Below are 26,627 nucleotides of genomic sequence, written 5' to 3'. Positions count from 1 at the left end.
TGTGAACACTACCCGTTTTTTTTGCGTTTATCTCTTTAATATCAATATCCTGAGTTGTTTAAAGGATACAATATATGCTAAAGCAATATATAAAATCTGATAGGGTGTATCAATTAATAGTCCATAATAAAGCTGGATGTTTCTATGTTGTACTAATTAATGAACGTTATAATAACGACCCTGACTATGCTATATATGTCATAAAGTATTTTAAGCAAGTGGTATGAAATAAAGTAGTTGATGTTAGTAGACTATGTTCGAAGTATGATTACGGAAATATAGACATTAATTGGCGTGTTCTTCCTGTGGTACATATCTTATTAGCAAAGTTTTAAATTATAAGAGCGATAAGAATCGTCTAAAAGGCCTAGGAGCTATGTGATAGCGGCCTAACAAATTAAAGAATGGAAAATTTTCTTTGTTTAGTGTTTTGAACTTGAAACGATCTGTAAGGATATTAGATGGCAAGTATTTTAATACAATAAAAAAACGCTATGAGCGCTTACAAAACGTTAAATTAACGTTTTGTAAATAATGAACGCTATGCGTTCATTAGAGATTCAGTGCATAAATATAGTAGTTTTCCTTTAAGGACGACATAATGTAACTTTAGAAGTAAAAGATATGGCCTTTAATAATAGCGTTTATAACGCATAGGATTTAATAATAATGAATGCTGTGATTGATGACATTTATATGAAAAAATTTAGTCTGGCAAAATGAATTAAAGAAGACTAGAAAAAACATGGAGTTTCCTATACAGGTTTATTATGTGGTTAAGAAATTAGAGGAGTTGTCAATCTTACCTAAAAATTGACAAAGTAAACACTTAACTAATTTTAGGAAATAGGATTAACATGTTTTTATTAGCGATATAAAGAGTTTTTTGAATCCATAAGAAAGGTCCAATAAGATATGTTAAGAAAAATATATTGGGCAACTGAGTACCTAGTATCCTTGAGGTAATGGATACCTAAGTACAGAAGCCAAACGGTTTCTAATTCAGTAGGCTATCCCGATAGTTCTTATGTTTAGCTTCATTTCTAAGATTGAGCGCTGTGTTACGATCTCTATCATGACGTGTGTCACAATAAGGATAGTCCTACTCACGAATGTTTAAATTTTTAGCATCTATGTTTTTATAGTTGCAATTGGAACATAATTGACTAGAAGCAAATGTTTTAGATATTACAACTAATTGTTCACTACACCACTTTACTTTATATTTCAACATTGTTTGAAATTGTGACCAAGACATGTCACTAATCGCTTTTACAAGCTTTCTATTTTTGAGCATACCACTGAATTATAAGTATTCTTTACCAATGACATGATGCTTTTTGATGATTTTAGTAGAAAGTTTATGTAATTAATCAACCCTTATAATAGCATCATGTATCACAGGCTATTTATTCTAGTTAGGATTAGTAACACAAGTTGTAAAAAACTACACTCTTCGAAATTTAACAAGAAAAAACGTATCATAGAAATTTTTTTTACAAAACTACATATTCGTGTTGTAAGGATGAGCAAAAAAAAAAGCGGTAGCTACCGCTTTTTTTTTTGCTCAATTAGATATATTTGATAAAAAACGTATATCTGATTTAATTTAAATTAAATTAAATAAACGTTGAATGAACGTTTTTTTGGTGTTATCTTGCTGTTCTTGGCGATCTTCATTTAATAGTTCAATTGCTTTATCCAGTTTTTCTTGTAATAACTGAATCTGTAGATCTTTGTCTTCTTTTTCTGAGCGTTCCTGTAATAACAATTTAATGATATCTTGGTTTTGTTGTACAATTTTATCTTGTTGCTCAAGCATGTGAGAAAATTTTTCTTGAATCATCAAAATATCAGTTTCTGAACGTTTTCTGAGCGTTACTTGAACTTCATTTTCCTCATGAACGCTATCCGTTTTCTGAGCGTTCTCTTCAGTATTTTCCATGCTTTCCATACTTCTTGTTGCAGCTTCTTCTAGTTTCCAGTTTTGATTTAAGTATTCTTTCATTTGCTTTAAGATATCTATATCATTCTCATAGTAAATTCGTTGATTACGCTCATTTCTTTCAAATATATATTCCATTTTTTCTAGTTCAATTGACCATCTGCGAAGTGTATTGGTGTTTATATCTAGTTGTTTTGCTACTTCTTGTGCAAAATATCCATATTCCAAACTTCACACCTCCATTATTTGTATGTTAGATATTGATTCGTTCTTGAAAAGATCTTTCCTTTAAGAGTAGAAATTTTTATAGGCAGCCATCTAATCATTTGTACTCATATCAGTTTGTTTGTATACATACTTATATATTAAGTCAGTATATACATCTAGCGTTAATGTTTTTTCAATAATGAACGCTATTCGTTCTAATAGCGTTCATTGTTGGAAGTGAACAAGTATTTATACAACATTAATGTACATAGGAAACTATTTTAAAACTAACTATTAATATTAGAAGTTTGTTGCTGATATAAGAATTTTACTAGATATTTGCAATAGAATCAAAGCTTTCATTAATAGAATTAGCAATTAAGTACGGTTTTTATAGTACATATGCCTAAAAAGCTTTATTTATATGTGAACGCTATGCGTTAAAGTAGCGTTTTATTGTTGTATGAAAGCATGTATAGGTATTGTTTGAATTTTCAAAAGATGCTGATATTATTTGCTGGGGTTTGAATCTCGAACAGGGTTATTTTTATAAGTGAAAAGTAATGAGCATATTGGGAGATGAAATATATTAATTAAATATTAAATAATCAAAGCTAAAAAAACTTAATTTGAGGTTTCATTTGTATTAGTATGGACCAGATTTCTGAATAATATACATTATAAATTTGATATGAAATGTAGATGTGTATAGGAAGATGAAAAGGGGGGCAATAAATCTAGACGTTTATTAATTTTACTAGTAATTAGGGTGAAGGATTTCAAGAGTCGTTAAAAGTAATAGAACAGATGCTAGAACAAAATGTAGATTGTACTATAGTTGAAGAGGGGGACGAAGACGCTTGTATAATGAAATCAGTTGTTAAGACAATTCGTGAAATAAGTTATTATACCTTTTAAAGAGTGAAATCAATGAGTACGAAGATTTTAAAGAACATAGGTAATTTAGAAAAAAGTTAATTCAATATTATTGAACAATTTTGATGAATAATAAAAGATCAGTGTAGTTATATAACCAATAGAATCATATTTTAATCGATTGTTTAAAATATGAATTATGCCAAATTATATAAAAAGTTAGGGAATCTTTTAGAAAATATGCTAAGCCTCCCTAAAAAGTTACAAATAGATGCAAAGTACTATATTTAATAAATCTTGTTTTAGAAATTAAAATAAATAAAAACATTAGAATTAATATTTGGGCCATAATGGTTATTGTATCAAGGTATTGGAGATTTTTACTTAGTAAATTTCTAAGTAAATAGTTTAGTAAATAATAATTGAATATACTGTATTCATAAGGTTTAAATTTTATAGTTGAATTAAAAAGAAAAAACTATAGTACATAGAAAATATATATGATTTATGAGTTGTTTAATTGAAGACCAACAAGGTTATAAAGAACTATAGGAAGACATTACAAATAGCCTTGCTGTATATGTTTTTTTTCAGCAAGGCTATTTGTAATTGGATTTTTTTGATTTTAATCGTGTTCTTCTAGAAAATTATAGAAAAGAAATGTATGACTATTAGTTGTATCTGAGAGTGAGCTTGTATTTTGTGCATTACGTTTTCTACGTTCTTGCTTCTGTTTAGATTTTTGATTAAACATTTTTATGAAATGTGCAGGATTACTGTTTTCAGCTTTATTAAACTGGAACCATTGCACACATTCTTCAAAATCCCATCTTGTGTAGCGATCAATATCCGGTGGCAATCTTAAAGCAATTGTATACGCATCATTTTCAGATAGGTATGTTAGCTCTTGACTCAAAATGTAGTAATACGCTCTTTTCTGATCTTCACTCAAATAATCATTTAATTCTTGTAATCTATTATTTTTTCCTTGTTTCTCATGATTGACAGCAGGTTTTGATTGCTCTTCAATGCTGAAAAAATCTAAGGAAGGTGAAGGTTTAAAATTGTTTTTTTGCATAAATTCAAGATTTGTTACATCAGAGTTTTTACTAATTTTGTTCTTTAAAAATCTAGTAAAAGTAGCACAAACATCAATTGCTACAGCCCATTTTATCTTGAAATATTCAACAATCTTTAAATAGTTATTATGTATTGTTAAGATGTAAACAGAGGGGGCGATCTTTCCATGTCGTCTTACCTTTATTTGTTGGCATACTCCTAAATCTTGCAGCCAATTAAAAACGTAATTAATAATAGGTTTTGAAATTCCAGATTTTTTGCTGATGTGTTCTTGTCTAACTTGACTATAGCCTTCTTGTACTAAATAAGATAAAACAGTCTCTAAAGCTTCGTATTTCCTTTTGGTAAGATAATCTTTTGTGGTAGCACCTTCACACTCTAGGACAATACTATCAATATAAGAAATTATTTTCTTGATTGCTTGATTGATAGCTCCAGGAGTTTTAGATAAGTGATGAATGTGGGGACTTAGTTCCGCTTTTGCTCGACTTAACAAAAAGTTTCGTGAAATCACAAAAAAACCTCCTATTTCTCCCACTAAACACATACAGAAAAAACATGGAAAAATAGAGGTTCTTATTCACATTAAATTCACCTTATGTTATAATTATCGTCATAAGTGAACATTAAAAATGTTAAATAAGACCCTTGCTATTCTAGGAGTTTTAAATTGGTTCATGTCGCCAAACTAGAGACCAATTTAAAACTGAGTATAGTGGGGGTTTTTTTCTGTCTACATATTTAAAAAAACATTTTTTCTTCAAAATACAATCTTTCTTTTTATCTTATATTGTTATTAAAATAATATCAATCCCCTCAAGTAGACTTTGTTATCCCATCTGTAAAAAACATGTGGATTTATTCACGCTAAAAGCATATCTGAATTTAAAAGTTTGTATTTTCTTATTAAATTTTTTAATTTTCTGATAAATAAATATAAAATTTTTATAATGAGCACTTTACACATAACTATAAGACCTTCGTGTTAAAATATTTCTAATTATACAATTTATGAGAAAAATATTAAGTTATATAATGACAAGTTTTGATTACCCGATTATAAAAATTAATTATTAACCTCCAAGAATATATCAAAATACTACACTATAGATTAAAATGTCTTTTAAATAATTTATATTGGGTGATGCGTCTTGTGCTTGGAAGGGGGCTTTACATTGAAGAATTTAATGGGGAAATTGTCGAAAATTAAAACTGAAAAGAAAATAAGTAGTAGACAACTAGCAAAGGAAATTGGAACAAGTAAAACAACAATTGATAACGGACTTCAATGTAAAACAGAAGAGTTTAAATTTGAGATTTTCTTAAAGTTAGTTCAAGCCATTTGTGATAGTTCGGAAGAGCAAGGAAAAATCATTCATGAATATATTCTTCTTTGTAAAACACCATTAAATGTACAAAAAGCATTATGCTATTGCCAAGCAATGGGAGAATACAAATTAATAGCAGATATTATAGAAAAACATTCAGATACAAAAGGATTAAAGAAGTACTTAGCGGTTTATAAAATACAGAACAAAAGGAATCAAAACATAGCAAGAGGTCAGCAACTATTGGATGAGATGTATGTTAAAGATTTCTCTTCAGATACAGTGTGCCAAGCAGCCTTAAACATTTTATATATGGAAGCTATGTATGATAAGCAAAATTATAATGCTGTTATCCCTTATGCTGATCGCACAGATGTTATTTTAAAAGAAGTAAAACAAGAGTACGTTAAGCAATGCTTGGAAATGAAATATAAAGAGCGTTTGGCTTATATATACTTAATGAGAAATGACTTAGAAAGATGTCGCAATACATGCTATGAAATTCTGGATTCTGAATTAGATATTTCTATTATTAAAGCTACAGCGTGGTGTTGTTTAGGAGAAAGTTTCACATTTGAATGCCCATCTACAGCTGAGACGTATATTAAGAAAGCTATTTCTCTTTGTGAAAGTATTCAAGTTCCACAAAAAACACAAAAATATGTAGCGTTTCATACTACACTAGCGCATTTATATATAGAAAATGGTGTTAATTTGGAGGAGATAAGATTTGATCTTATTCATTTATCTGAGAAAGCTTTTTTTGAATGTATGCATGGTGATAGGGAAACAGGAATTAAGCTATATGAAGGACTGAGAAAAGATGGCAAAAAATTCACGGCTTTTCAACAGTATTCGTTTTCGAAAATAAATAATGATATAATAGGATTAAAAGAATCGTTAGAATCTTTTGAATTGACAGGTAATATCTTTTATTCGCAATACGTCAAGAAAGAGCTATTAAAAGAAGAGGTGAAGTCAAGTGAATAAATTTTTAGCGGTTACGTTATATACCGTAATGCTATTGACATCGTTTTTTCAATTAGAAACACCAGATTCACAACATGCAAAAGTGCAAGATACAAATAAATATGTTATGCAAAGAATGGTCGACCCCGGCGGTGGTTAAGCCGTTTAAGCAAGAAAGACGCTACTAAAAGGTAGCGTCTTTCGTACTTTATAATGGTGGTTCATTATTTAAAAACGTAAAAATTTCGTGCCACTAACACATGAAAATATAAAAAATTCACGTAAATACGGGAGGGTTACATAATGAATCTTAATCAAGAATGGTTTAATGAAATGATTGACCAGGACAATCAAATTTTAGAAACTTATCGTGAATTATTACTGTTAATTGGAAACTTCCAAGAAGAATAATGGATTTCAGCTATCTTTTAGTTTATTTTTAGTCTCAATTCTATGCGTTAAATATTTTGCATACTCAATCAATTCATTTTCTAATAGTGGTTTATCTTTATCAGGAACATTTTTATAACTTTCGTACAAATCTTGGGCTAAACGTTCTACAATTATTTTTCGATCTTCTGTTGTAAGAGCTTCACTATCACCAATTTTATGATTTAGGAGTCGATCAGTACTTACATTAAAATAAATGGAGATCTTTTGGAGCGTTTCAAAACTTGGCTCTTTCCTGTTATTTTCCCAGTTGGAAATAGTACTACTAGCGACTCCTAAAACATCACCAAGTTCCTTCATATTTAATCCTTTAAGTGTTCTTAGAATTCTAACATTTTCCCCGAAATAATTCTGTATCATTTATTTCACTCCAATCGATTTATTCACCTTTGGGATAGTAATTCACCGTTGGGATAAAAAAGTTTCCCGAAAGGATTGACATTCTACTTTAAGGAGAATAGAATGTGATTAAGGGGGTGAGAAATTGACTGTTATACGCAATATTAGAGAATCAAAAGGGTTAACAATTCAAGAGCTGTCGGAGGCTTCTGAAATACCCGTGAAAACTCTGTATCACATTGAAACTGGTACAAAAGGAGTTATTGAAAATAGGGCCAAACTTCTTGCCGATATTTTCAATGAACCAATTGAAAAACTTTTTTTTGCTACGTACTATCGAGCAAGATTAGAATGAAACAAATTTCATTTACTCGTTAAACAATAATTATACATCTATATTGTAAATGAACAATACAGAAAAAGGATAACTTAATTAGTATTTTTCAAGTTAATAAAACTGAAAATTTAGTTTTTAATGATCTTTGAAAATTGTATATCATATGAGGGAGCTGTTAGTCATGTTGAAACGTTCGTATCAAATGCTACTCATTACAATGAGTACGCTTCTTGTAGCAATAAACTTCCTATTTCCGTTTACTAAGGTAAGTGCTGAAGTAATTCAGCATGAGCAATATAAAATGGATTGGAGTTATAGCCATCAATATGGGAAAGATGTTCGAACGGAACTCCTCAAAAATTCTAATGGGCAAATTGCGTACTGTCTTACATATGGACTACGTTCACCGAATGGTGAGGATCTTCCAGAAGTAGGGCGAGCAGATAATGTGGTATATAGAATTTTAATGAATGGATACCCACAGAAATCTCCACAAGAATTAGGTGTTTCGAATTGGAAGGAAGCTCATTATGCAACGCAATTAGCGATTTGGAATGCATTAGGACAATTATCTATTTGGGAGCTTGAGCATCGTAATGCTAATGTTGAAAAAGCAGCTAAGGAAATTATTTATGCGGTGAATCATAGTAACGCAACACAAGAAACTTACATGAATGTAATTCAAACTGATAAACAAGAAGCAAAACTTAATGGTGAGTACTTTGAAACGAGTTTGTACCAAGTAGAAAGTAACGCTAAAAATGGTGTATTCACTGTAAACCTTAAAAATGCACCGAATGGTACAAAAATTGTAGCTGAGAATGGAGCAATGAAAGAACAATTACAATGAGGAGAGAAATTCCGTATTTTGGTTCCGAAATCCTCCAATACAGGTAATCTTTCCTTAAAAATCACTTCTAACCTAGTCAATTTACATGCAGTTGCTTACAAAGGAACTGATAAAATTCAAGATGCTACCGTACTATTAGAGCGTAGTGAAGAAAAAGTAAGTACGGATTTAAATGTGAGTTGGAAATCAGTAGGGCAATTAGAAGTTATTAAAGTAGGAGAACAAAAAGAAGTATTACAAGATGCGGTATTTGATGTGTTTAATATTAAGAATGAAAAGGTTGGTACTATTACTACAAATGAAAAAGGAATTGCTAGCCTTTCTGGTTTAGAAATTGGAACTTATACTCTTAAAGAGGTAAAATCACCTACTGGTTATGTACTGAATGGGCAGCCACAACAAATTGAAGTTAAAACAGGTGAGATTGCAACAATTACAGTGCAAAATACGAAGATAAAAGGAAACATGGAGATTAAAAAACTAAGTGATAGTGGAAAAACACTTCCAAAAGTAGAATTCACAGTGTATACAGCAGAGGGAAAACAAATCACAAAAGCAACTACAAACGAACAAGGGATTGCACAAGTGAAGGATCTACCGTATGGAAAGTATTATTTTGTTGAGACAAAAGGGGTAGAAGGATACCTTCTTAATCAAACTAAATATCCATTCGAGATTAAAGAGCAAGGAAAAACGCTAACATTCACAGTCGAAAATAAAGAAGTAAAAGGAAACGTGCAACTTCTAAAAGTAGATGGAGAGAATCCAGATAAAAAATTAGAAGGTGCAGTGTTCGTTCTTCAAGATAGTAAAGGGAAGAAAATAAGTGAACACAAAAGTGATAAAAACGGTTTGATTGAAGTGAAAGACTTACCATTTGGAGCATACTCATTTGTTGAGAAGCAAGCACCAACTGGCTATGTTTTAACGAAAGAATCTATTCCTTTTAGTATCTCGGAACAAGGAAAGACAATCATGCTAACAGCGAAAAATAAGCACATCACAGGTGAGTTAGAGATTAGTAAGGTAGATATTGCGGATGGCAACAATAAACTTCCAAACGCTGAATTTACTATCTTTAACGAGGAAGGAAAAGAAGTTGCAAAAGGAAAAACGGATGAAAACGGCATTGCAAAATTCAAGCTTCCATATGGAAAGTACACGTATAAAGAAACGTTCGCAACAGACGGATATCTACTGAATGAAGAGATTTTCCCTTTTGAAATTAAAGAGGATGGTCAAATTATTAAGCATACTGTGAAGGACCAGAAGAAACCGACACCAACTACACTAGAGACACCAAAACCAGAACAGCCAGAACAACCACAAAAACCAGAAATACCACAAAAGCCAGAGCAAGCAGAAGCGCCACAACCACAGGTACCGGAACAACCAAAAGTAACCGAAAAACCTGTCATTCCACAACTAGAGCAACCACAACAGATTGTTATAAAACCACAACTAGAACAAACACCAAAGAAAATTGAAACGTATCTTCCGACAACAGGCGGTAAAGCTGAAAATCCATACATAAAATGGATTGGTCTTGCATGTGTCGTACTTGGCTTAATTGGAGCTGTATTTGCAGTAAGAAACCGTAAGAAAGCTCAATCATGATATGAAAGAAAATGAAGCTCATTTTACTGAAGTAGATGAAAATCCGTTAGGGTTTGCTATTGGATGTCGGAATGCATGTATACTCGTAATTCCCATTTGGATCGTTGTTTTTTGGATAGGGAGCAAGATATAAGAAACCGAGAGGGAGATGATATGAGATGTCAGAAATCTACGTCGGTAAAATGAAAAAAATAGGGAAACTTGGGGAAGACGATATGCAGCGCAAGAGTGCTTGGTTGTCTGAAGAATTGATGCAAGCAATTTCTATCGCTCAAACTGTAATAAAACCAATAAAAAAGCATGATTATTGTATAGAACACGCTACAAAATTATTGGCGGGAAGTATTTTGTATCTGAATCAACGACATAAAAATTTGTATTACTTAGATGTGAAAAAAGCTATTGAGTTCACAGAAAAATTATATGAAAGTGAGGCAAACTTGGTAGAAGTAGTAAATTCGCTTGAGAAGGAGCATCCAGCTTATCGTATCTTCCATGAGTTAGGTTTTTATTCAGAAGAAACAAGGGATACGATAATTGTTACATTGCTATACAATCTAGAAAAATATCAGCGTGAAAAATTAAATCCAGAGAGAGAGTATTTTTGTTTTCAGTAGTAATCATAAGAGGGAAATGAAGTAGGAAGGAGTGCAACGCATGTTAGGCGTATCCAAGAAGTATACAAAGGTGATTAGAGCGTTGAAAGAACTGAATGAAGGGGGAAAGGTTGCAGGTGTCATAAAAGCTCGTTTTGGAGCTTATAAAACGGTCATAGAAGGTGTAAAAGAAAACGCCAACGATTTTATTTTCATTTTTGATCCAAAAGGTATCTTTTATGAAGACACTCATCACGAAAAACGAAAACAGGGGTATCACATCATCAAACATGATTTATTAACTGGTTATGAAACGCTACAAATGGATCTAAAACAAAAATCCGTTGTGTACATCAGTGTAGAAACGGAAACGAGTACGTATCAAGAGAGAGGGGAAGCATTATCAAATTTTCTTCAATATCTAACAGAGTGCAAGAATATAAGACCGATTCACCTGGTATTTCATCAATATGATTTGTACCCAATCCCTCATATGGAGCAGTTTTTGAAAGAAAGCGCAACATACCACATTCAGCATTCAATCGTAGTTGAATCTCAATCCGCATTACAACACATATACGGAAAAGAGGCAGCACAACGCATCATAACCTCGTATAACACAACAATCCTAGCATGATCTAAAGCACTCGTTCACTATTTCATCCTATCTAGATGGCTAGAAAACTAGACAAGGGAGAAGCGTTTTTCTCCCTTCTTTATCAAGAATAGGAGGCGTTCATATGGGAAAAGAAAAAAGACTTACATTTTATGATATTGCGGCATCACAAGCTCATAGTGTTAAAACTTTTGATGGAAAAACATACGAACTAAAAGGCACGATAGCAATTGAAAATAGCACAGGAAGCATTGAAAAAGTGGCTCAAATTTATTATCAAGTGCGCTCGGTTAGAGATGAACATCAAAACTTAATTGCTAAACGAAAAAATAAACATGCAGAATTAGTAGCTGTCAAACAAAAATGTAAATAAAAAAAGCGATTTTGAAGTGTGCTGAGAACATAGCACAAAGTAAGTTGTTCTTTGACAATTTAGATATATATTGTGTATCTCTTCCTTTCAGTAATGATGTAGAAAGGTGAAATATACAATATATATGCGTGCCTCCCTTCGAAAGGTCACTAGAGGGGTTAGGTATACGATTATCGTTGGGTGAGTAAGATCGTAAAACTCATCTGTGACCACTGGGAAATGCAGTGTATCAAAGACCTGTTTGTGTCAGTACTCGTGAGGAATATCCCATTTTGACATTCTGAAGAAGCGAGGAGCATCACAACAGTAGATACATAAGGTTCTACGTTCACGCCAAAATACGTAGTGCGGTATTGGGCATATAGAAGCTAGGTCGGGATTAGTCTCTATACGCATGCCAATACAGGGTTCGTCATTCCAGCCATAAATGATATTTCCATTTTCTATCCCACTTTCCTTTAAATGTTATAAAATAAAGACAGATGTTGGAGTTTAAAAGTGTCTCATCACACTTCAAAATCGCTTATAAAAATATGACATAGGGAGGAATACACATGAGTCGTAAAGGGTGGATCATTTCCGCTGTTGTTGGACTGTTAATTGCAATTGGTATTGGTTCAACATTTGTCTTTAGTTCGGGAAAAGGGGAAGTAATGGAACTTAGTCCGTTAGAAATGAAGAAGTTCATGAGTGAAGATGGCACAGGTTTTGTTATGTTAAGCGCTGACAAGAAAAAGCGAGAAGATTGGCTTCATTTTGTAAAAAAAGTAGCTAAACAAGAAAATGTTGAAGTACACGAGTTAGATGAAGAACGTGAGGATATACCAGGTACCAGCAATCCTCATGATTGGGGACTATCTCAAAGACGAAGTTCTCTTGCGTACTATGAAAAAGGAAAGCCGAAAAAAGATATTAAGCTGTCAGAAATTAAAGCATCAGAGCTTGAAAAAGAAATTAGTTTTTTTGTTAAAAATTGCAAAGAACAATATCAGAGGTAATCACATAATCATTGAAAGGTGGTGATATAGTGGCGATTACACAGAGGGAATTAAAAAAAGAAAAAGATATGGTAGCAAACCTATTAAGAGCCAATGGTCAGGATTATAACCATTGGCTTCATTTACATCATCAGAAATACATTGAAGAAAATCAAGATCTAGTAATGAAGGCTTTGCAAGCTTATAAGGCAACATCAACAGAAGTAAAAGAAGACAGCAAGGCGAATGAATCAAGTCAGCTTAGTAACGTATAAGTATTTAAAAATGAAAAGGGAGTGAATGTATATGTCAATGTTGGAAACATTATCTCAAATGTTAGTGTTAGGTGATGCGATGGATGGTCTAATTAATACGGGGAATTCATTTATTACATGGATGCAAAGAGGGGCAATGGTTAGTACAGCGATTGTATTTTGCTGGGGCGCTTATCTATTAATTTGGGGTGGTGAACGAGGAAGACATAAATGTATTTGGTGGTTTATTGGTGGGGCAGCCGGACTTGTGATCGTAATGGGATGCCAATACTTAGCAGAAAGCGTAAATAGCAATGTGAAATTTGGTCAAATCTTATTCCCGTTTTTCTGGATGAAATAGTGAAGAAATATAAATAAGGCAATGAGGGAGCTATGCAAAGGGTATGGCTTTTTTTGTTGCCTTTTTTTCATGGAATTTTAGTTTTATTAAGCAATCGGGGTGTTAATTATGAGATTACCAAGTGTATTGGAGAGCGTTTCGGTTATTGGTAATATACAACCGATTATGACAGTACCAACAACAGAAGGGCTGTTAAGAGCTTTGATATTCTTCATCGTTATTTGGATATTGATTTCTGTTTTTTGTATCTATCATAAGTACGCAACCAATAAAGCTGAAAATAGTAATTCAAGAGATCAGTCAAAGTGAATTTGAATTAAACGGAAGAAAGGAGAAGCCATGTTTGTCATTTTTAAGAGTAGCAATGGAACAGAAATTGAGTCGGGTAAGCAATATTCGTTTCATGATGCTTATATCTTAACGAAGCGATTAGAACGAGTTTATAGAGAGGCAGGGCGGCAAGAACATATTGATTTCGATTTGTTAGATGGTCATTCTAATGAAATTTATAACGGTACACTATCACTTGGTTCGAGATATGCAGATCATATTTTTGATCACATTTCTAAAAAAATGAATGTGATGCAACTAGATCCAGAACAAGAGGAACAAAAGAAGGAGCTGTTAGAAACATTAGAAAGAGAAATTAATGATTCTCCTTTTCATGAAGAATATGAATATCAAGAAGAATCACCAGAAAGGAAGGAAGAACCCTCTTATAGTCCATCGGATGAAGTGAAAACACAAATAAAGCCTGGAAAGGAAAATAGAAAAGGATTCAAGATTATTGCGAGTGTCATAGGGAGCGTGGTGTTAATAGGAGCTGGTGTCATATTTGCCTTTAAGTTATTCTCTTCCGAGCCAGTTTCGAGTGCAAATGCTGGCTCGGAACAATATGTAGTAAAAGGATTACAACAAGCAGCCATTCAACAGTATGGAGAAGCTGTTAAATACTTCGATAAGGTCAATTACACAGAATTAGATAAAGATAGTCAGAAGGCAGTTTTATTTACCTATTTATTAAATGGAAAGGCAAATAAGGCATTACAATATGAGCCGAAATTTGCAGAAAGTGTGGTTGCTTATTTTATTGGGATAGACAACATGAATAAGATCAATGAAATTGATGTCAAAAATGATGTAATCGACTTTGAAAAAGCAGCGCTTAATAAGAAATATGAGGAGGTAATAAAGCTTAAGGGGAAAGTCAATATGGATGGTAGACGTGAGAAACTGATTGTTGAAGCTTTTGTAAATCTAAAAAAATATGAAGACTGTTATTCTTTTGCCAAAACCCAAGGAAATAAAAACGTAATGAAAGAGGTCAAAGAATTAGAGAAACGAGATATTCAACAATCTACGATAAGTGAAGAGGAAAAGAAAGCTAAGATTGAAAAAATTGATAAAGATCTACAGAACATCTAAGGGGGAGAGAATAACATGCCTTTAAATTATGAGAATCTGTACAAAAAAATGGGAATTGTTTTTCTTGGTGGTTCATTGATATTAAGTACGACAGGTTGCAGTTGGTTTGGAAGTAAGGAATCATCAAAAAGTAAATCAGCTATTACAAAAAAAGTAGATAAGAATAAGCCGGAGGAAAAGAAAGAAGATCTGAACAAACAAGATTTTGAAGCAATTACAGAGAATGCAATTCAAAGTAAGGATAATGAAGTTGCTTATGTACTCGAAGAGCTGGATAAATCAAAAATTAATTTTAAGGAAAAATCTATTGTGAGTAATCTTCAAAAGGGGGATGACACCACTTCTCGTGTTCTAGCACTCTTTGATAAAGAAACGACAGATAAATCAATTCAAGATACAGCAAAAGACAACGTGATTGCAGCTATTACAGATAATAAGCCACAAGTCACCGTGAATGGAGAGCATTTTGCATTTGGCGATCAAAATATTGCTTCTTCAGTAGCGAGTATAGGAGATATTCTTCCACCAGAAAAGAAACCAGATGCAATTGTGAACCCACCAATTATAACGGAGGGTGAGAATAGTAATACGGAAAATGCAGGGACAGAAAAACCAAAGCCACCTATAGAGCCGGAAAAACCAACAGAGCCAGAGAAACCGACAGAACCGAAAAAACCAACAAATCCAGAGAAGCCGACAGAACCGGAAAAACCAACAAATCCAGAGAAGCCGACAGAACCGGAAAAACCAACAAATCCAGAGAAGCCGACAGAACCGGAAAAACCAACAGAGCCAGAGAAACCGACAGAACCGGAAAAACCAACAGAGCCAGAGAAACCGACAGAACCGGAAAAACCAACAGAGCCACCAGGTAAACCAACAGAACCAGAGAAGCCAACAGAACCAGAGAAGCCAACAGAACCAGAGAAACCAACAGAACCAGAGAAACCAACAGAACCAGAGAAACCAACAGAACCAGAGAAACCAACAGAACCAGAGAAACCGACAGAACCAGAGAAACCAACAGAACCAGAGAAGCCAACAGAACCAGAGAAACCAACAGATCCAGAGAAACCGACAGAACCAGAAAAACCAACAGAACCGGAAAAACCAACAGAGCCAGAAAAACCAACAGAACCGGAAAAGCCGACAGAACCAGAGAAACCAACAGAACCGGAAAAGCCGACAAATCCAGAGAAAACAACGAATCAAGAAAAGCCAGTTCTGAAACAAAATGAAAAGATGGTAGCGAGTAAATAAAGAAAAAATTAACTGATATTGTCAAAAAGGTACTCATAAAAAGAGTACCTTTTTAATTTGAAAGGGGTCATATAGATGTTTGTTAATAGTGCAAATTTAGTACAAATTTCAAGTCTAGATAAAAGTTTAATGGTGGTAGGTCGAGTGGGAACAGGGAAAACGAGGGAACTGAAGAAAATGGCTTTAAGTTTATCAAAAGTTTTAGTGTTAGATCCAATGAGAGAATACGAAGACGAAGAATTTGAGAAGAAAACGGGTCATGTGACTCTACAACACTTGGAATGTGAATCGAATGAAGGGTATGGAAATTTTAAAATTACAGAAGATGTAATAAATAAAGCTAAACAATTTGAATATGTAATTGTAGATGAAACCAATTATTTAAGTCAGGAAGATTTTATATACTTTCTTCAACAAATGAAGGATTCCGATATAAAAGTAATAGCAAGTTTTCAACAAATGCCAACAGATGACCAAATTACTAAGAAATTTGGATATATCATATCTTTAGATGTAACGAATGACTTCGATAAGATAACAGAATATGAGAAATATAATTATGATTCGGGCTTCGGCTTAAAGAAGTAATACGTGTGGCTAGATTGAACAGAGGTGATTCTTTGATATGTATAGTGAAAAGATATCAATCAAATATAAATTAGCTGAAAAAGAAGTACTCATTCCATTGAGTGCTTTTTTGTTTGTTGGAATGTTTTTAATCGCAAATTTTTTATTAAACTTAACTTTAGAGCTGATAGAAACAACATTTAGTGATTTATTACACCCCAAACCATTTCATATGGAGGTAGGATTTCTTTTTCAGATGCCAATTGCAGAACATCCGATTTACTACATACTTGTTTTCCTTGTAGTGATTGGAACCATTGCAAGAACAGTGTACAAATTGAAATCTTCCTTTAAAAACTTAAATAATCATGAGAAAGGTTCTAGTCGTTTTACAACAGTTGAAGAGCTGAAAAAGCAGTACCGAGCTGTACCAGATCGAGAGGAAACATTTAAAGGTGGCGGTGGTGTTGTTATCTCCCGATTAGGTGACAAGGTATTTATTGATGATAGCCCGGTAAACAATTTAATCATTGGTACAACACGCTCTGGTAAAGGAGAAACCTTTGTATTTCCTACAATTGATGTCTATTCTAGAGCGGAACATAAGCCATCTTTAATTTTTAACGATCCAAAGGGGGAGTTGTTCAGCGCATCAAAAGAAACGCTGGAAGAACGAGGGTATCACATTGAAGTTTTGAATTTATTAACTCCACTTGATTCTATGAGTTATAACTTATTGCAGCTTGTCAAAGATGCTTATAAAGATGGAGATTATTCAACAGCGCAAGCACTATGTAAAACACTCTCTCACACTTTGTATTATAAACCAGGTGTTAAAGATCCTTTTTGGCAAGATTGCGCTATGAGCTTATGTAACGCCATGATTTTAGCCATAACAGATAAATGTATTGCAGAAGGAACAGAAGAAAAAATAACGATGTATGCAGTAGCTAACATGCTATCGGAACTTGGTTCGAAAGAAATAATTATAGATCCAGAGGAACCGCCGAAAAATGCTTTAGATTTATACTTTGAGAATTTACCATCAGACAGTGTTGCGAAAATGCAATATGCAACTTCTAATTTCTCAAAAGGGCAAGCTAGAGGTGGTATTTTTACACAAACAATGAACGGTTTATCTATTTTTACATTTGATGAAATCGCTAAAATGACCGCAAAAAATAGTGTGGATTTAAAACGTGTAGGTTTTGGAAAAACAATAAAAGGAAAAGTGGCACCTAGAAAACGAATAGAAATTGTATTTCCGGATGGCTCAAAGGAGTCTATCAAATCAGATATTACGGGACGTTTTGCATTAGATTTTAAGAAAGTAATAAAAGTTGGGGATACCATTCAATTTAATGAAAAAGGAAATAAGAAAAAGAAAACATCTATTTCTATTATGAAAATAGATGAAAAGACAGGTGATACAGAATTTAAAGTAGTAGAAGAAAATGAAGATATACAAGTAATAACAGTGGACTATTTCGATAAACCAGTCGCTATTTTTATGATTACACCAGACTTTGATTCTTCAAATCATGTGATTGCTTCTATTTTTGTAAGGCAGCTTTATTTTATATTGGCAAAGGGTGCATCCCTCGCTCGTGGAGGAAAATGTCACCGTGAAGTGATTTTTTGCTTAGATGAGTTTGGAAATATGCCGAGTATTGAAGGAATGGCAAATATTATCACGGTTTGTCTTGGTAGAAATGTTCGCTTTAACCTTGTAATCCAGGCATATGCACAATTGAAAAATAAGTATGGTGAGGATGCAGATACGATTGATGGAAACTGTGGGAATACAATTTACATTCTAACTAACGATCAAGAAACCGCCGAAAAAGTTTCTAAAAAACTAGGGAATCAGACGATTAATCTATCTTCCCGAAGCGGAAAAGGTCTTTCTACTGATAAAAATAAAACGGAAAGTCTAGATCAACGACCACTGTTAACAGCAAATGAACTTATGAATTTTAAAGAAGGAGAAAGTGCCGTTATTCGTGTCATAAAACGTCAGGATAATAACAGAAAACGGATCAGACCTCGCCCGATTTATAATACGGGGGAAACAGCCTTAAAATACAGATGGGAGTACTTAGGAGTAGAGTTCGATACAGATAAATCTATTTTAGATATAGATATTGATTCTCTACATGATGATGTAAATCCAAAATCACTTATTGTTGATTTTCTAAGAGAGAGAAAAGCAGAACAAATTGAGAAAAAAACATCAGAACCAGAACAGGATGATTTGCCACCAGTAGAGACATCGCAGCCAGTAGAAGAGCCAACAATGATGGGTATTGATGAAGAGATTCCGGAAGAGGCATTTCAGCAGGAAGACAGCCCGTTTGATTCCCTTTCCATTGAAAATTGGAAAGAAAAAACGGTTAATGAATTTTTCGAATCTGATTTAGCAGTTTTGAAACTGGTTGATAAGTTCTTTTTAGCGCAATTAGGTAAATCAATAGATGAAGTTGAAAATCAAGAAATGGGCGAGTTTTACAGTGAATTTCAAATGTTAGCTCACAATGACCACATCGACAAAAGTGTCTATCAAGCAGTCGAAAACAAGATTAATCGAATCTTGCGTGATTTAGAAGAAAAAGAACAAGTAACAAGTTAGAAAGCACTCAAATAATTGGGTGCTTTTTTGATTCCAAAAATAAAGGAGGAAGAGGGAATGTGTGTACCGACAATCACGGATAAAATGCAATTGATTTTAGATAGTTACTCGCCATTTGTAACAGAAGAAAATGAAATCATTCTTGGTCTAGAAGATGCGGTTCTTTTCCTTTCAGTAGATCGGGAACAAAAAGGGAAATTGATTATTCGTATCGACAGACTAAATGAGAGAGTGAATTGGACAGCAAAAGAAGTATTAGGGCAATAGCAAGCATGAGAGGAGGGTAAATAGTGAAAGATGAAGAGATTTTAAAGGTTTTAGAATCGTTCTCGGATTATCTTCAAGTGGGAGACATCGTGAATTATGTATTGCGTTGGCTAGGATGGTTCCTAATTGTAGGCTTATCTTTAGTTGTAGATGCTTTAGAAGGTGTGACAGATGCAATTCTGGGGATTAAAGGATTCTTTAATTCACCGGAAATACAAAATTTTGTTGATATGTTATATCCATTGTTTGTTGTTCTTTTAGCCATATCGTTTTTATATATTGGCTACATGTTCATTATGAACAAACAAATGAACCGTTCTCAAATTATCATCAATATTTTCATAACATTGAGTGTACTTTGTTTATTAAGTACTGGTATGACAAAGGTTGATAAGTTCACCGATGATGCCATAGCAGTTGTAAAATCAGAACAAAAAGGCTCTTTAAGTGATGAAATTATTAAGAAGAATATAACAGATGTTGCAGTAATAGATCAAAACGGATGGAAAAAGAAAGAAGATATGAATCCGAAAAATAATATTCCTGAAAAAAATATTAGACAGATAGATATTACTGAAAAAATAGATGAGGATTTTGAATTTACAAAGGACAAAGATTTATCAGATAACGGAAAGAAAATTTTGAAAAATAAAAGAGTAATGGATGCGTTAGGAGTTGCATCCTTAGCTGAATTAAAAGATGGATGGTTTGATTTCTTTCCAGAGAAGTATTATCGCTGGCATTGGAATTTCTGGAATATATTCTTTACTTTACTGATAACAGGATTAACTTTGTTATTGGTGAGTATTAAATTAGCTAGGTTATTTTATGAATTGGCATTTAACTACTTGTTAGCGAACCTATTAGCACCAGCGGATGTTGCGAATGGTCAAAAGTTAAAAGCTGTGTTATCCAATATTCTCAATATACTTATAGCAACGATTATGATATTCCTATCTTTGAAGCTATATCTAATTGGGACGGGATTTGTTCATGACAAATTAAATGGTGTACCGTATCTGATTGCATTAGCGGCATTTAGTATGGCAGTTCTAGATGGTCCGGCAGTCGTAGAAAGGTTATTTGGAATAGATATTGGATTAAAGAGCAGTTGGGGCATGTTAGTAGGTGGTTTCGCACTTGGTAAAGGAATTGGCAGTCTCGCAAATTCAAAACCTATGAAGAGTCTCGGAAATATGATTGGAAAAGGAGCGAAAGGTGCAGCAGAAGGAACGGGTGTTGCAGCAGCTAAAACAGCAAGTGCGGCAGCGATGGCAACAGGTGGCGTGGCTGGTCTTATAAGCGGTTTGAAAAAAGGGAATGAGTCTGAAAATAAAGAGTCATTGCAAGATCAAATGAAAAAAGTGAATCAGAAAAAAGCAACTGGTAATGATTTAGCAAAAAAAGAAAAAGAAAAAGGGAACTTAGATAAGGAAGAAGATAAAAAGAATGGTGGTATGCCATCTATTCAAGAAGACATGAAAAAAGAAGGGAATGGAAATCCAGGGGAAGCGAATGGGCAAGATTCGGGAACAACAAGTCTTCAAGATGAAATGAAAGAAGCTGGAAAAACAAATGGAGAGAGCGCAGGAAGTCAAACACCAGGAGGCGTAAGACAAGGAGCAAGTGAAGGGAATCAAACACCAGGAGGTGTAAGACAAGGAGCAAGTGAAGGAAGTCAAACACCAGGAGGCGTGAGACAAGGAGCGAGTGAAGGAAATCAAACACCAGGAACGGTAAGACAAGGAACAAGTGAAGGAGTTCAAACACCAGGAACGGTAAGACAAGGAGCGAGTGAAGGAAATCAAACATCAAGACCAGCATCAAGCGGAAGTAGCCCGGCACCAGTGGAAACACCAAGATCAGTACCAAGCGGAAGTAGCCCGGCACCAGTGGAAACACCAAGATCAGTACTAAGCGGAGAAAGCCCGGCGCCAGTGGAAACACCAAGATCAGTACCAAGCGGAAGTAGCCCGGCACCAGTGGAAACACCAAGATCAGTACCAAGCGGAGAAAGCCCGGCGCCAGTGGAAACACCAAGATCAGTACCAAGCGGAAGTAGCCCGGCACCAGTGGAAACACCAAGATCAGTACTAAGCGGAAGTAGCCCGGCGCCAGTGGAAGCGCCAAAATCAGCACCAAGCGGAGGAAGCCCGGCATCAGCCGACATCGTAACGGTGACACATAGTAGCCCAATTATTCCTTATGAAAGTGATAAAGAAGTGGCAGCAAGTAGCAGTAAGGAAACACGGACATTAGGACAATATACAACCGAAAAAGTTAAACATACTACATCATCGGTGAAACAAAAAGTAAGAGGTGTACAAGAACGAATTAATACTTCTGAAACGGTACAAAATACAAAGCGTTTTTATCAAATGGGTCAAAATACGGGTAAAAGTTGGAGAGATATTGTGAACAAAAATAAAAAGAATACGGATAAAAAATAAGCGTAATCGTACGCTTATTTTTTATTGTCGAAAAGGAGGGAATCCCGATGAGAAGCTATCGGATTCCGAAGGAAATCAGTACAGAATTACGGATTAATAAAGTGCTTTATTTAATAGATTTCTTTTTATTAATTGGTTTATTAGTTGTAACGATGATTCTTAGGAACTTCGTACATGAGTCCTTTCAGTTACCATTTATTCTTTTCATGGTAGCTATTGCAATTATCATGATTTGGCGACCAAGTACGAATCCTCAAAAACGAATGTATGAGGTATTGATTATTACTTTGCTAAGAAGGAAAGGTGCATATTGCGCCATTGATAACGATCAATAAGGGAGGGATCACATATGGCGTTATTCAGCGAAAAAGATGTAGAGAAAGAAGAGCCGAAACAACTAGAAAGACCGAAGAAAAATGCATTTCGATTTAACGAAAAAAACGTAAAAGAATCAATTTCTGAACCAAAAGAAATTGTGAAGGTGGTACCTAACAAAAAGAAAGAAGAAAGAACAAAGGCAGAACCAAAAGTAAAAAAACAGAAGAAAGAAAAGCCAAAGAAAGACACTTCGAAAAAGAAAAATCCAAAACTGTTAGGTTTTTTATCTAGAAAAAAGAAAGAAGCGCCACCAAAGGTAAAGAAAAGTATTGCGGAAATTATGCAAATTGTAGACATGACGGAGGATGGCATATTTGAACTAAAAAATGAGGAGTTTTTAGAAATTCTTCAAGTCGAAGGTGACGATATGTTCTCTAAGAATAGTGATGAACAAGCATTTGTCATTTTCTCACATGCGTATTTTTATCAAGCCTACAAACAGTCCATTAAACTCGTTTTTTTAAACTTTCCATGTCAAACAACCGAACAACAACGATATATTGAGAAGAAAATTAAAGAATGTACTAGTCCTTTGTATGAACGAATTTTAAATCAAAAGTTAAAAGAACTTCAGTTTTTAGAATGGGGCAGAACCAATCGGGAAGCCTTCTTATTTATGGAGAAACGGAATTAATCGTAAAAGAACGTGTAGATGCAGCAAAGCGATATATCAAACGCTCTACTGAACTATTAGAGGTGGATGAAGAGAAAAAGTTAGAGCTTATGTTTAAATTGTTTAATCAAAATGCAAAATTAGGAACGAAAAATATATGGTAGTAAGGGGGCAACAATATGTTTGCGTTCAAGAGTAGAAAATCTAAAAAAGAAAAACAAGAGGAACTAAAAAAGAAGAAAGGTTACAACCCCTTTTTAGTGGCTAGAGTTCAGCCACAAGGGGGAATTAGTTTTAAGGAAAGTTATTTTCAAACAGGTGATGGATTAGGCACTTGCATTCATGTCTATGATTATCCAACAGAGGTAAATGATTTTTGGTTAGAGCAAATTATGAATATGCCAAATGTGATCACAACATTAGATGTCATGAGTGATAATCGAAATGAAGTAGTTGAATCAATTAATAAATCCATGAGTGAACAAAGTGTTCGGCATGATACAGCAAAGGATAATATAGATCGAATTGATGCGAAAAATGAATTTTTAGAGCTGGAAGCTCTCTATACGGATTTGAAACAAGGTGAGGTCATGAAACGTATTCACATTCGTACTTATGTTTCCGCTAGAACAATAGATGAGCTAGAAAAACAAGTAAAAGAGATCCTGGAAACATTAGAATCTTATAACTTTCGAGGAGCTGTCTTTTTAAATGAACAAGAGTATGAATGGGATGCACTCGTAACGAGCTTTGATACACAAAAAAATTATGTGAATCGAAGAAAAGGGAAAGAAATTCCGGCAGTCAGTTTGGCTGGTGGGTGTCCGTTTCATTATTCCTATTTGCACGATCCATACGGTACGTATTATGGAACAACGAAAACAAAAGGAAATGTTATTTTTGATATCTTCCATAAAGACAATCAAAGAAAGAGTTATAACGGTGTAATGATTGGGAAGTCTGGTGCGGGGAAATCAACATTGTTAAAAAAGAAAAGTGTGGATTATGCAAGTAAGGGTCATTTTGTTCGGATATTTGATGTTGTAGAAGAGTTTACAGATACAGTGAAAGAACTAGGAGGAAAGACCATCTCATTAGACGGTTCTCAAGGTCAAATTAACCCACTTCAAGTGTACAAAACAGCAGAACTTGAAGAAGTTAGTTTCACTCAACATCTATCTAAATTGACAATTTTTTATCGTTTCATTGCGCCAGAAGCAAAAGATGATGAAATTAAAGAATATGAAAATTTGCTTCGTAAATTATATATTCGTATGGGATTATGGAATGACGAAAAAGGAGCGAAAAATGAAATTACAACAAGAAAATCAAAAGAATATCCGATTTTCTCTGACTTTTTAATGTTTGTTCGTAAAGAATTATATCAAGATGTAGAAGCTAGAAAGCATCATGATAATTTAGGAGACAGTAGAATTCATCGTTTAGAATTAATTGAATTAAATCTTACAAATTTAGTAGAAGCATATGCAGAATTATTTGATGGTCATACTACAATTGAAGATTTCAAGAAAGAACAAGTTGTATCCTTTTCCTTACGGAATATATCCAGCTTTAAACCAGAAGTATTCCAGGCACAGATCTTTAATGTGTTAAATCTCCTTTGGGATGAAATGATTTCAAATGGTGCGCCTCAATTAAAAGCCTTTAACAAAAAGCAACTTGCTTTTGAAGATGTAACTCGTTATTTCATTATTATTGACGAGGCGCATCATATCATAAACACGAAAAAAGAAAGTGCTCATGCTCTACAATTTTTAACGAAACTTAGCCGAGAAGATCGAAAATACTTTGCAGGGCTTTTATATGCAAGTCACACGATTCGTGATTTTGTACCGGAAGGATCTTCACAAGAAATGATTGATGAAATTAAAAAACTATTTGAACTTACACAGTACAAATTTATCATGCAACAAGATAATAACAGTTTAGATATGTTACGAAAAGTATTTGCAGGACAGTTAAGTGAAAGTGAGATTGCAGCGATTCCACATTTGCCAACAGGGGATGTCATCTTAAGTATTGGGGCTGTAAAAAACATTCATTTTCATGTAGAAGTAACAGATGAAGAATTGATGTTATTTGGGGGAGGTGCTTAATTCTATGCATCTAGTTTTAAAGATTATACCAAAGAAATGGCTCATCACTTTAGCACTACTTGTGATGGGTCTTTTTTCTTTTCTTTTACTTGGAGTAGTAAGCATTTTTATTGCGGCAATGGGGAGTGATAGTGGAACAGACACGGGTGATATTACGTATACAGGTGAAGGGCAAGTTATGAATGTTTCACCTGAAGTTCTAAAATGGGAACCTACGATTCGGAAGCATGCGAAAGCCTTTGGCGTGGAACCGTTTGTCGCTTTAATGCTTGCTCAAATGATGCAAGAGAGCGGAGGACATGGTAGTGATCCGATGCAGAGTTCCGAAGGCGCTTTTAATACGAAATATTGTAAATCACCAAACTGTATTACAGATCCGGACTACAGTATTTGGGCTGGTGTACAGGAGTTTAAACATGCGATAGAAAGAGCCGGAGTAACGAGTCCAGGGGACATGGATCATATTAAAACAGCCCTTCAAGCTTACAATTTCGGGACAGGATTTTTTGATTTTGTTGGCGCAAATGGTGGTAAGTATACGAAAGAATTAGCAATCAAATTTTCACAACAACAGTATCAAAAAGTAAAACATACGGGTATGTATCATTGCCTTAGACCAGAAGCCGTACCATATCAAGCGTGCTACGGCGATATTTTGTACGTTGACGCAGTTTTAAAGTATTATCAGCCGGGTTCTGTCGTTTCTGGTGGAGGAGGAAATCCAGGAAGTGGCGGAAGTAGTGGTTCAAAAGTTGCCGATGTAGGTCGCCAATGGATAGGGCGTTCCACGTATGTATTTGGTGGAGGACGTAACACAAATGACATTGCAAGAGGGATATTTGATTGTAGTAGTTTTGTACGCTGGGCATTCGAACAAGTGGGGATGTATACCAGTCCGATTGGCGCTGTAAGTACGGAAACATTAAATAAAATTGGTACAAAAGTATCAGCAAATGATATGAAACCAGGTGACGTTATTTTCTTTGATACCTACAAACATGACGGACACGTTGGCATTGTAATTGATAAAAATACATTCATTGGTTGCCAAACGAATAAAGGTGTTTCTATTGAAGATTTAAATAATCCGTATTGGAAAAAAGTCTTTTCTGGTCATGTAAGAAGGTTCTAAAAACCGAAAGAATAGGAGACTAAAAGAATGAAAAATAAACGAAAATCTTTGTTTATTGTGTTTGTCATTTTAGTTGTAGGTGTAACAGCTTTTAATATCTATTTGAGCAAAAAATCAATGAGTGATGGCAAAGAAAAACAGTTAAAACTTTCAAATGAATTACTAACAAAACAAAATGAAGACTTAAAAAAACGACTGGATAAGGTGCTTCCTTCCGCACAAGAACAACAGAGAAGGGCGTATTTAACGACAGCCGAAACGTTTATACAATTATCATTTCACAGAGAAAAAGAAGGGTACAGCGAGCGAAAAGAAAAGGCAAAATCCATTATAAGTGAAGAACTTTTACAACAATTTTATCCAACTGATAAATACGAACTAGGAGATACCTATAAAACAAAACCAATAGAAATGAAGTTTTATTTACAAGAAAATGAACCGAATAAAGAGGAAGTAAATGTGTTAGCTGAATTTATAAATGTCACGACAGATGCAACGCAAAACCGAGAAGAAAAAGTAAACAATGTGCTACGAATCATCATGAAAAAAGAAAATGAAACATGGCGAGTTACAAGTGTGGAAGAGTTAAATATGAAAGTTTTATAACGAAAAAG

Annotated in this window: 21 protein-coding genes and 3 pseudogenes; 20 read left to right on the top strand and 4 right to left on the bottom strand. The window is 34.1% G+C overall.

All coding sequences use genetic code 11. The features are described from left to right. Positions 1-997: 997 nt before the first annotated feature. The 3 genes and pseudogenes from MHH27_RS28885 to MHH27_RS28875 all read right to left on the bottom strand — a co-directional run. Positions 998-1,369 (bottom strand): annotated as a pseudogene (locus tag MHH27_RS28885) (zinc ribbon domain-containing protein); the annotation flags it as partial. 240 nt (positions 1,370-1,609) lie between these two features. Beyond that, complete coding sequence (locus tag MHH27_RS28880; protein WP_340945087.1) at positions 1,610-2,173, bottom strand: MerR family transcriptional regulator; 564 nt, start codon at positions 2,171-2,173, stop codon at positions 1,610-1,612. A 1,480-nt stretch (positions 2,174-3,653) separates the two neighbouring features. Beyond that, positions 3,654-4,622 carry a hypothetical protein gene (locus MHH27_RS28875; RefSeq protein ID WP_016513599.1) on the bottom strand — a complete coding sequence of 323 codons (969 nt, stop codon included), beginning with the start codon at positions 4,620-4,622 and terminating at the stop codon, positions 3,654-3,656. Between the two features lie 673 nt (positions 4,623-5,295). Here MHH27_RS28875 and MHH27_RS28870 point away from each other — a divergent pair. Further along, complete coding sequence (locus MHH27_RS28870; RefSeq protein ID WP_340945303.1) at positions 5,296-6,426, top strand: AimR family lysis-lysogeny pheromone receptor; 1,131 nt, start codon at positions 5,296-5,298, stop codon at positions 6,424-6,426. 396 nt (positions 6,427-6,822) lie between these two features. Here MHH27_RS28870 and MHH27_RS28865 read toward each other — a convergent pair whose 3' ends face one another. Then, the gene (locus MHH27_RS28865; RefSeq protein ID WP_000615757.1) at positions 6,823-7,215 is read right to left on the bottom strand and encodes a helix-turn-helix domain-containing protein; all 393 of its coding nucleotides are present in this window, start codon (positions 7,213-7,215) and stop codon (positions 6,823-6,825) included. Between the two features lie 124 nt (positions 7,216-7,339). Here MHH27_RS28865 and MHH27_RS28860 point away from each other — a divergent pair, with 124 nt between their 5' ends. From MHH27_RS28860 to MHH27_RS28770, 19 genes and pseudogenes are all read left to right on the top strand, one after another. After that, positions 7,340-7,549, top strand: coding sequence for a helix-turn-helix transcriptional regulator (locus MHH27_RS28860; protein ID WP_000216138.1), 210 nt, complete (start codon positions 7,340-7,342; stop codon positions 7,547-7,549). Positions 7,550-7,712: 163 nt separating this feature from the next. Continuing rightward, positions 7,713-9,998, top strand: a pseudogene (locus tag MHH27_RS28855) (SpaA isopeptide-forming pilin-related protein). Between the two features lie 158 nt (positions 9,999-10,156). Then, entirely contained in the window at positions 10,157-10,615 is a 459-nt protein-coding gene (locus MHH27_RS28850; RefSeq protein WP_340945085.1) for a TRAG family protein, read from the top strand. A gap of 40 nt (positions 10,616-10,655) precedes the next feature. After that, positions 10,656-11,231: a hypothetical protein gene (locus MHH27_RS28845; protein WP_016513603.1), complete on the top strand. Its 576-nt coding sequence runs from the start codon at positions 10,656-10,658 to the stop codon at positions 11,229-11,231. A 103-nt stretch (positions 11,232-11,334) separates the two neighbouring features. Then, positions 11,335-11,583: a hypothetical protein gene (locus tag MHH27_RS28840; RefSeq protein WP_000514061.1), complete on the top strand. Its 249-nt coding sequence runs from the start codon at positions 11,335-11,337 to the stop codon at positions 11,581-11,583. A 554-nt stretch (positions 11,584-12,137) separates the two neighbouring features. Then, on the top strand, positions 12,138-12,581 hold the full coding sequence (locus tag MHH27_RS28835; protein ID WP_340945083.1) for a hypothetical protein: 444 nt from the start codon (positions 12,138-12,140) through the stop codon (positions 12,579-12,581). Positions 12,582-12,610: 29 nt separating this feature from the next. After that, a complete protein-coding gene (locus tag MHH27_RS28830) occupies positions 12,611-12,835 on the top strand; it encodes a hypothetical protein (RefSeq protein ID WP_001018798.1) in 225 nt (74 codons plus the stop codon). 31 nt (positions 12,836-12,866) lie between these two features. Then, positions 12,867-13,175, top strand: coding sequence for a hypothetical protein (locus MHH27_RS28825; RefSeq protein WP_016513605.1), 309 nt, complete (start codon positions 12,867-12,869; stop codon positions 13,173-13,175). Positions 13,176-13,514: 339 nt separating this feature from the next. Further along, positions 13,515-14,600, top strand: a complete 1,086-nt coding sequence (locus MHH27_RS28820; protein ID WP_016513607.1) for a hypothetical protein — start codon at positions 13,515-13,517, stop codon at positions 14,598-14,600. A 15-nt stretch (positions 14,601-14,615) separates the two neighbouring features. After that, positions 14,616-15,860, top strand: a complete 1,245-nt coding sequence (locus MHH27_RS28815) for a hypothetical protein (protein ID WP_340945081.1) — start codon at positions 14,616-14,618, stop codon at positions 15,858-15,860. A 75-nt stretch (positions 15,861-15,935) separates the two neighbouring features. Next, entirely contained in the window at positions 15,936-16,448 is a 513-nt protein-coding gene (locus tag MHH27_RS28810; protein WP_016513609.1) for a hypothetical protein, read from the top strand. 37 nt (positions 16,449-16,485) lie between these two features. After that, positions 16,486-19,056 carry a VirD4-like conjugal transfer protein, CD1115 family gene (locus MHH27_RS28805; protein WP_340945077.1) on the top strand — a complete coding sequence of 857 codons (2,571 nt, stop codon included), beginning with the start codon at positions 16,486-16,488 and terminating at the stop codon, positions 19,054-19,056. 57 nt (positions 19,057-19,113) lie between these two features. Continuing rightward, entirely contained in the window at positions 19,114-19,323 is a 210-nt protein-coding gene (locus MHH27_RS28800; RefSeq protein ID WP_016513611.1) for a hypothetical protein, read from the top strand. Between the two features lie 23 nt (positions 19,324-19,346). After that, complete coding sequence (locus MHH27_RS28795; protein WP_340945075.1) at positions 19,347-21,773, top strand: pLS20_p028 family conjugation system transmembrane protein; 2,427 nt, start codon at positions 19,347-19,349, stop codon at positions 21,771-21,773. A 47-nt stretch (positions 21,774-21,820) separates the two neighbouring features. Beyond that, positions 21,821-22,108 carry a DUF5592 family protein gene (locus tag MHH27_RS28790; protein WP_001258281.1) on the top strand — a complete coding sequence of 96 codons (288 nt, stop codon included), beginning with the start codon at positions 21,821-21,823 and terminating at the stop codon, positions 22,106-22,108. A gap of 14 nt (positions 22,109-22,122) precedes the next feature. After that, a pseudogene (locus MHH27_RS28785) lies at positions 22,123-22,928 on the top strand (hypothetical protein). Positions 22,929-22,943: 15 nt separating this feature from the next. Further along, a complete protein-coding gene (locus tag MHH27_RS28780; protein WP_340945073.1) occupies positions 22,944-24,881 on the top strand; it encodes a VirB4 family type IV secretion system protein in 1,938 nt (645 codons plus the stop codon). Positions 24,882-24,885: 4 nt separating this feature from the next. Beyond that, entirely contained in the window at positions 24,886-26,013 is a 1,128-nt protein-coding gene (locus tag MHH27_RS28775) for a bifunctional lytic transglycosylase/C40 family peptidase (RefSeq protein ID WP_340945071.1), read from the top strand. 27 nt (positions 26,014-26,040) lie between these two features. After that, entirely contained in the window at positions 26,041-26,619 is a 579-nt protein-coding gene (locus tag MHH27_RS28770) for a hypothetical protein (RefSeq protein ID WP_016513354.1), read from the top strand. Positions 26,620-26,627: the final 8 nt, after the last annotated feature.

This window comes from Bacillus sp. FSL L8-0152, assembly GCF_038006365.1.
GTDB classification, from domain to species: Bacteria; Bacillota; Bacilli; order Bacillales; family Bacillaceae_G; genus Bacillus_A; species Bacillus_A cereus.
The sequence above is the reverse complement of the archived record's forward strand: the minus strand, read 5'-3'. Positions and strand labels throughout refer to the sequence as shown.

What these genes read in the sequence shown, in the direction of transcription:
- MHH27_RS28870 (WP_340945303.1), top strand. Translation starts at nt 5,296, where the DNA reads ATGGGGAAATTGTCGAAAATTAAAACTGAAAAGAAAATAAGTAGTAGA.
- MHH27_RS28865 (WP_000615757.1), bottom strand. Translation starts at nt 7,215, where the DNA reads ATGATACAGAATTATTTCGGGGAAAATGTTAGAATTCTAAGAACACTT.
- MHH27_RS28850 (WP_340945085.1), top strand. Translation starts at nt 10,157, where the DNA reads ATGTCAGAAATCTACGTCGGTAAAATGAAAAAAATAGGGAAACTTGGG.
- MHH27_RS28845 (WP_016513603.1), top strand. Translation starts at nt 10,656, where the DNA reads ATGTTAGGCGTATCCAAGAAGTATACAAAGGTGATTAGAGCGTTGAAA.
- MHH27_RS28840 (WP_000514061.1), top strand. Translation starts at nt 11,335, where the DNA reads ATGGGAAAAGAAAAAAGACTTACATTTTATGATATTGCGGCATCACAA.
- MHH27_RS28835 (WP_340945083.1), top strand. Translation starts at nt 12,138, where the DNA reads ATGAGTCGTAAAGGGTGGATCATTTCCGCTGTTGTTGGACTGTTAATT.
- MHH27_RS28825 (WP_016513605.1), top strand. Translation starts at nt 12,867, where the DNA reads ATGTCAATGTTGGAAACATTATCTCAAATGTTAGTGTTAGGTGATGCG.
- MHH27_RS28820 (WP_016513607.1), top strand. Translation starts at nt 13,515, where the DNA reads ATGTTTGTCATTTTTAAGAGTAGCAATGGAACAGAAATTGAGTCGGGT.
- MHH27_RS28815 (WP_340945081.1), top strand. Translation starts at nt 14,616, where the DNA reads ATGCCTTTAAATTATGAGAATCTGTACAAAAAAATGGGAATTGTTTTT.
- MHH27_RS28810 (WP_016513609.1), top strand. Translation starts at nt 15,936, where the DNA reads ATGTTTGTTAATAGTGCAAATTTAGTACAAATTTCAAGTCTAGATAAA.
- MHH27_RS28805 (WP_340945077.1), top strand. Translation starts at nt 16,486, where the DNA reads ATGTATAGTGAAAAGATATCAATCAAATATAAATTAGCTGAAAAAGAA.
- MHH27_RS28800 (WP_016513611.1), top strand. Translation starts at nt 19,114, where the DNA reads ATGTGTGTACCGACAATCACGGATAAAATGCAATTGATTTTAGATAGT.
- MHH27_RS28790 (WP_001258281.1), top strand. Translation starts at nt 21,821, where the DNA reads ATGAGAAGCTATCGGATTCCGAAGGAAATCAGTACAGAATTACGGATT.
- MHH27_RS28780 (WP_340945073.1), top strand. Translation starts at nt 22,944, where the DNA reads ATGTTTGCGTTCAAGAGTAGAAAATCTAAAAAAGAAAAACAAGAGGAA.
- MHH27_RS28775 (WP_340945071.1), top strand. Translation starts at nt 24,886, where the DNA reads ATGCATCTAGTTTTAAAGATTATACCAAAGAAATGGCTCATCACTTTA.
- MHH27_RS28770 (WP_016513354.1), top strand. Translation starts at nt 26,041, where the DNA reads ATGAAAAATAAACGAAAATCTTTGTTTATTGTGTTTGTCATTTTAGTT.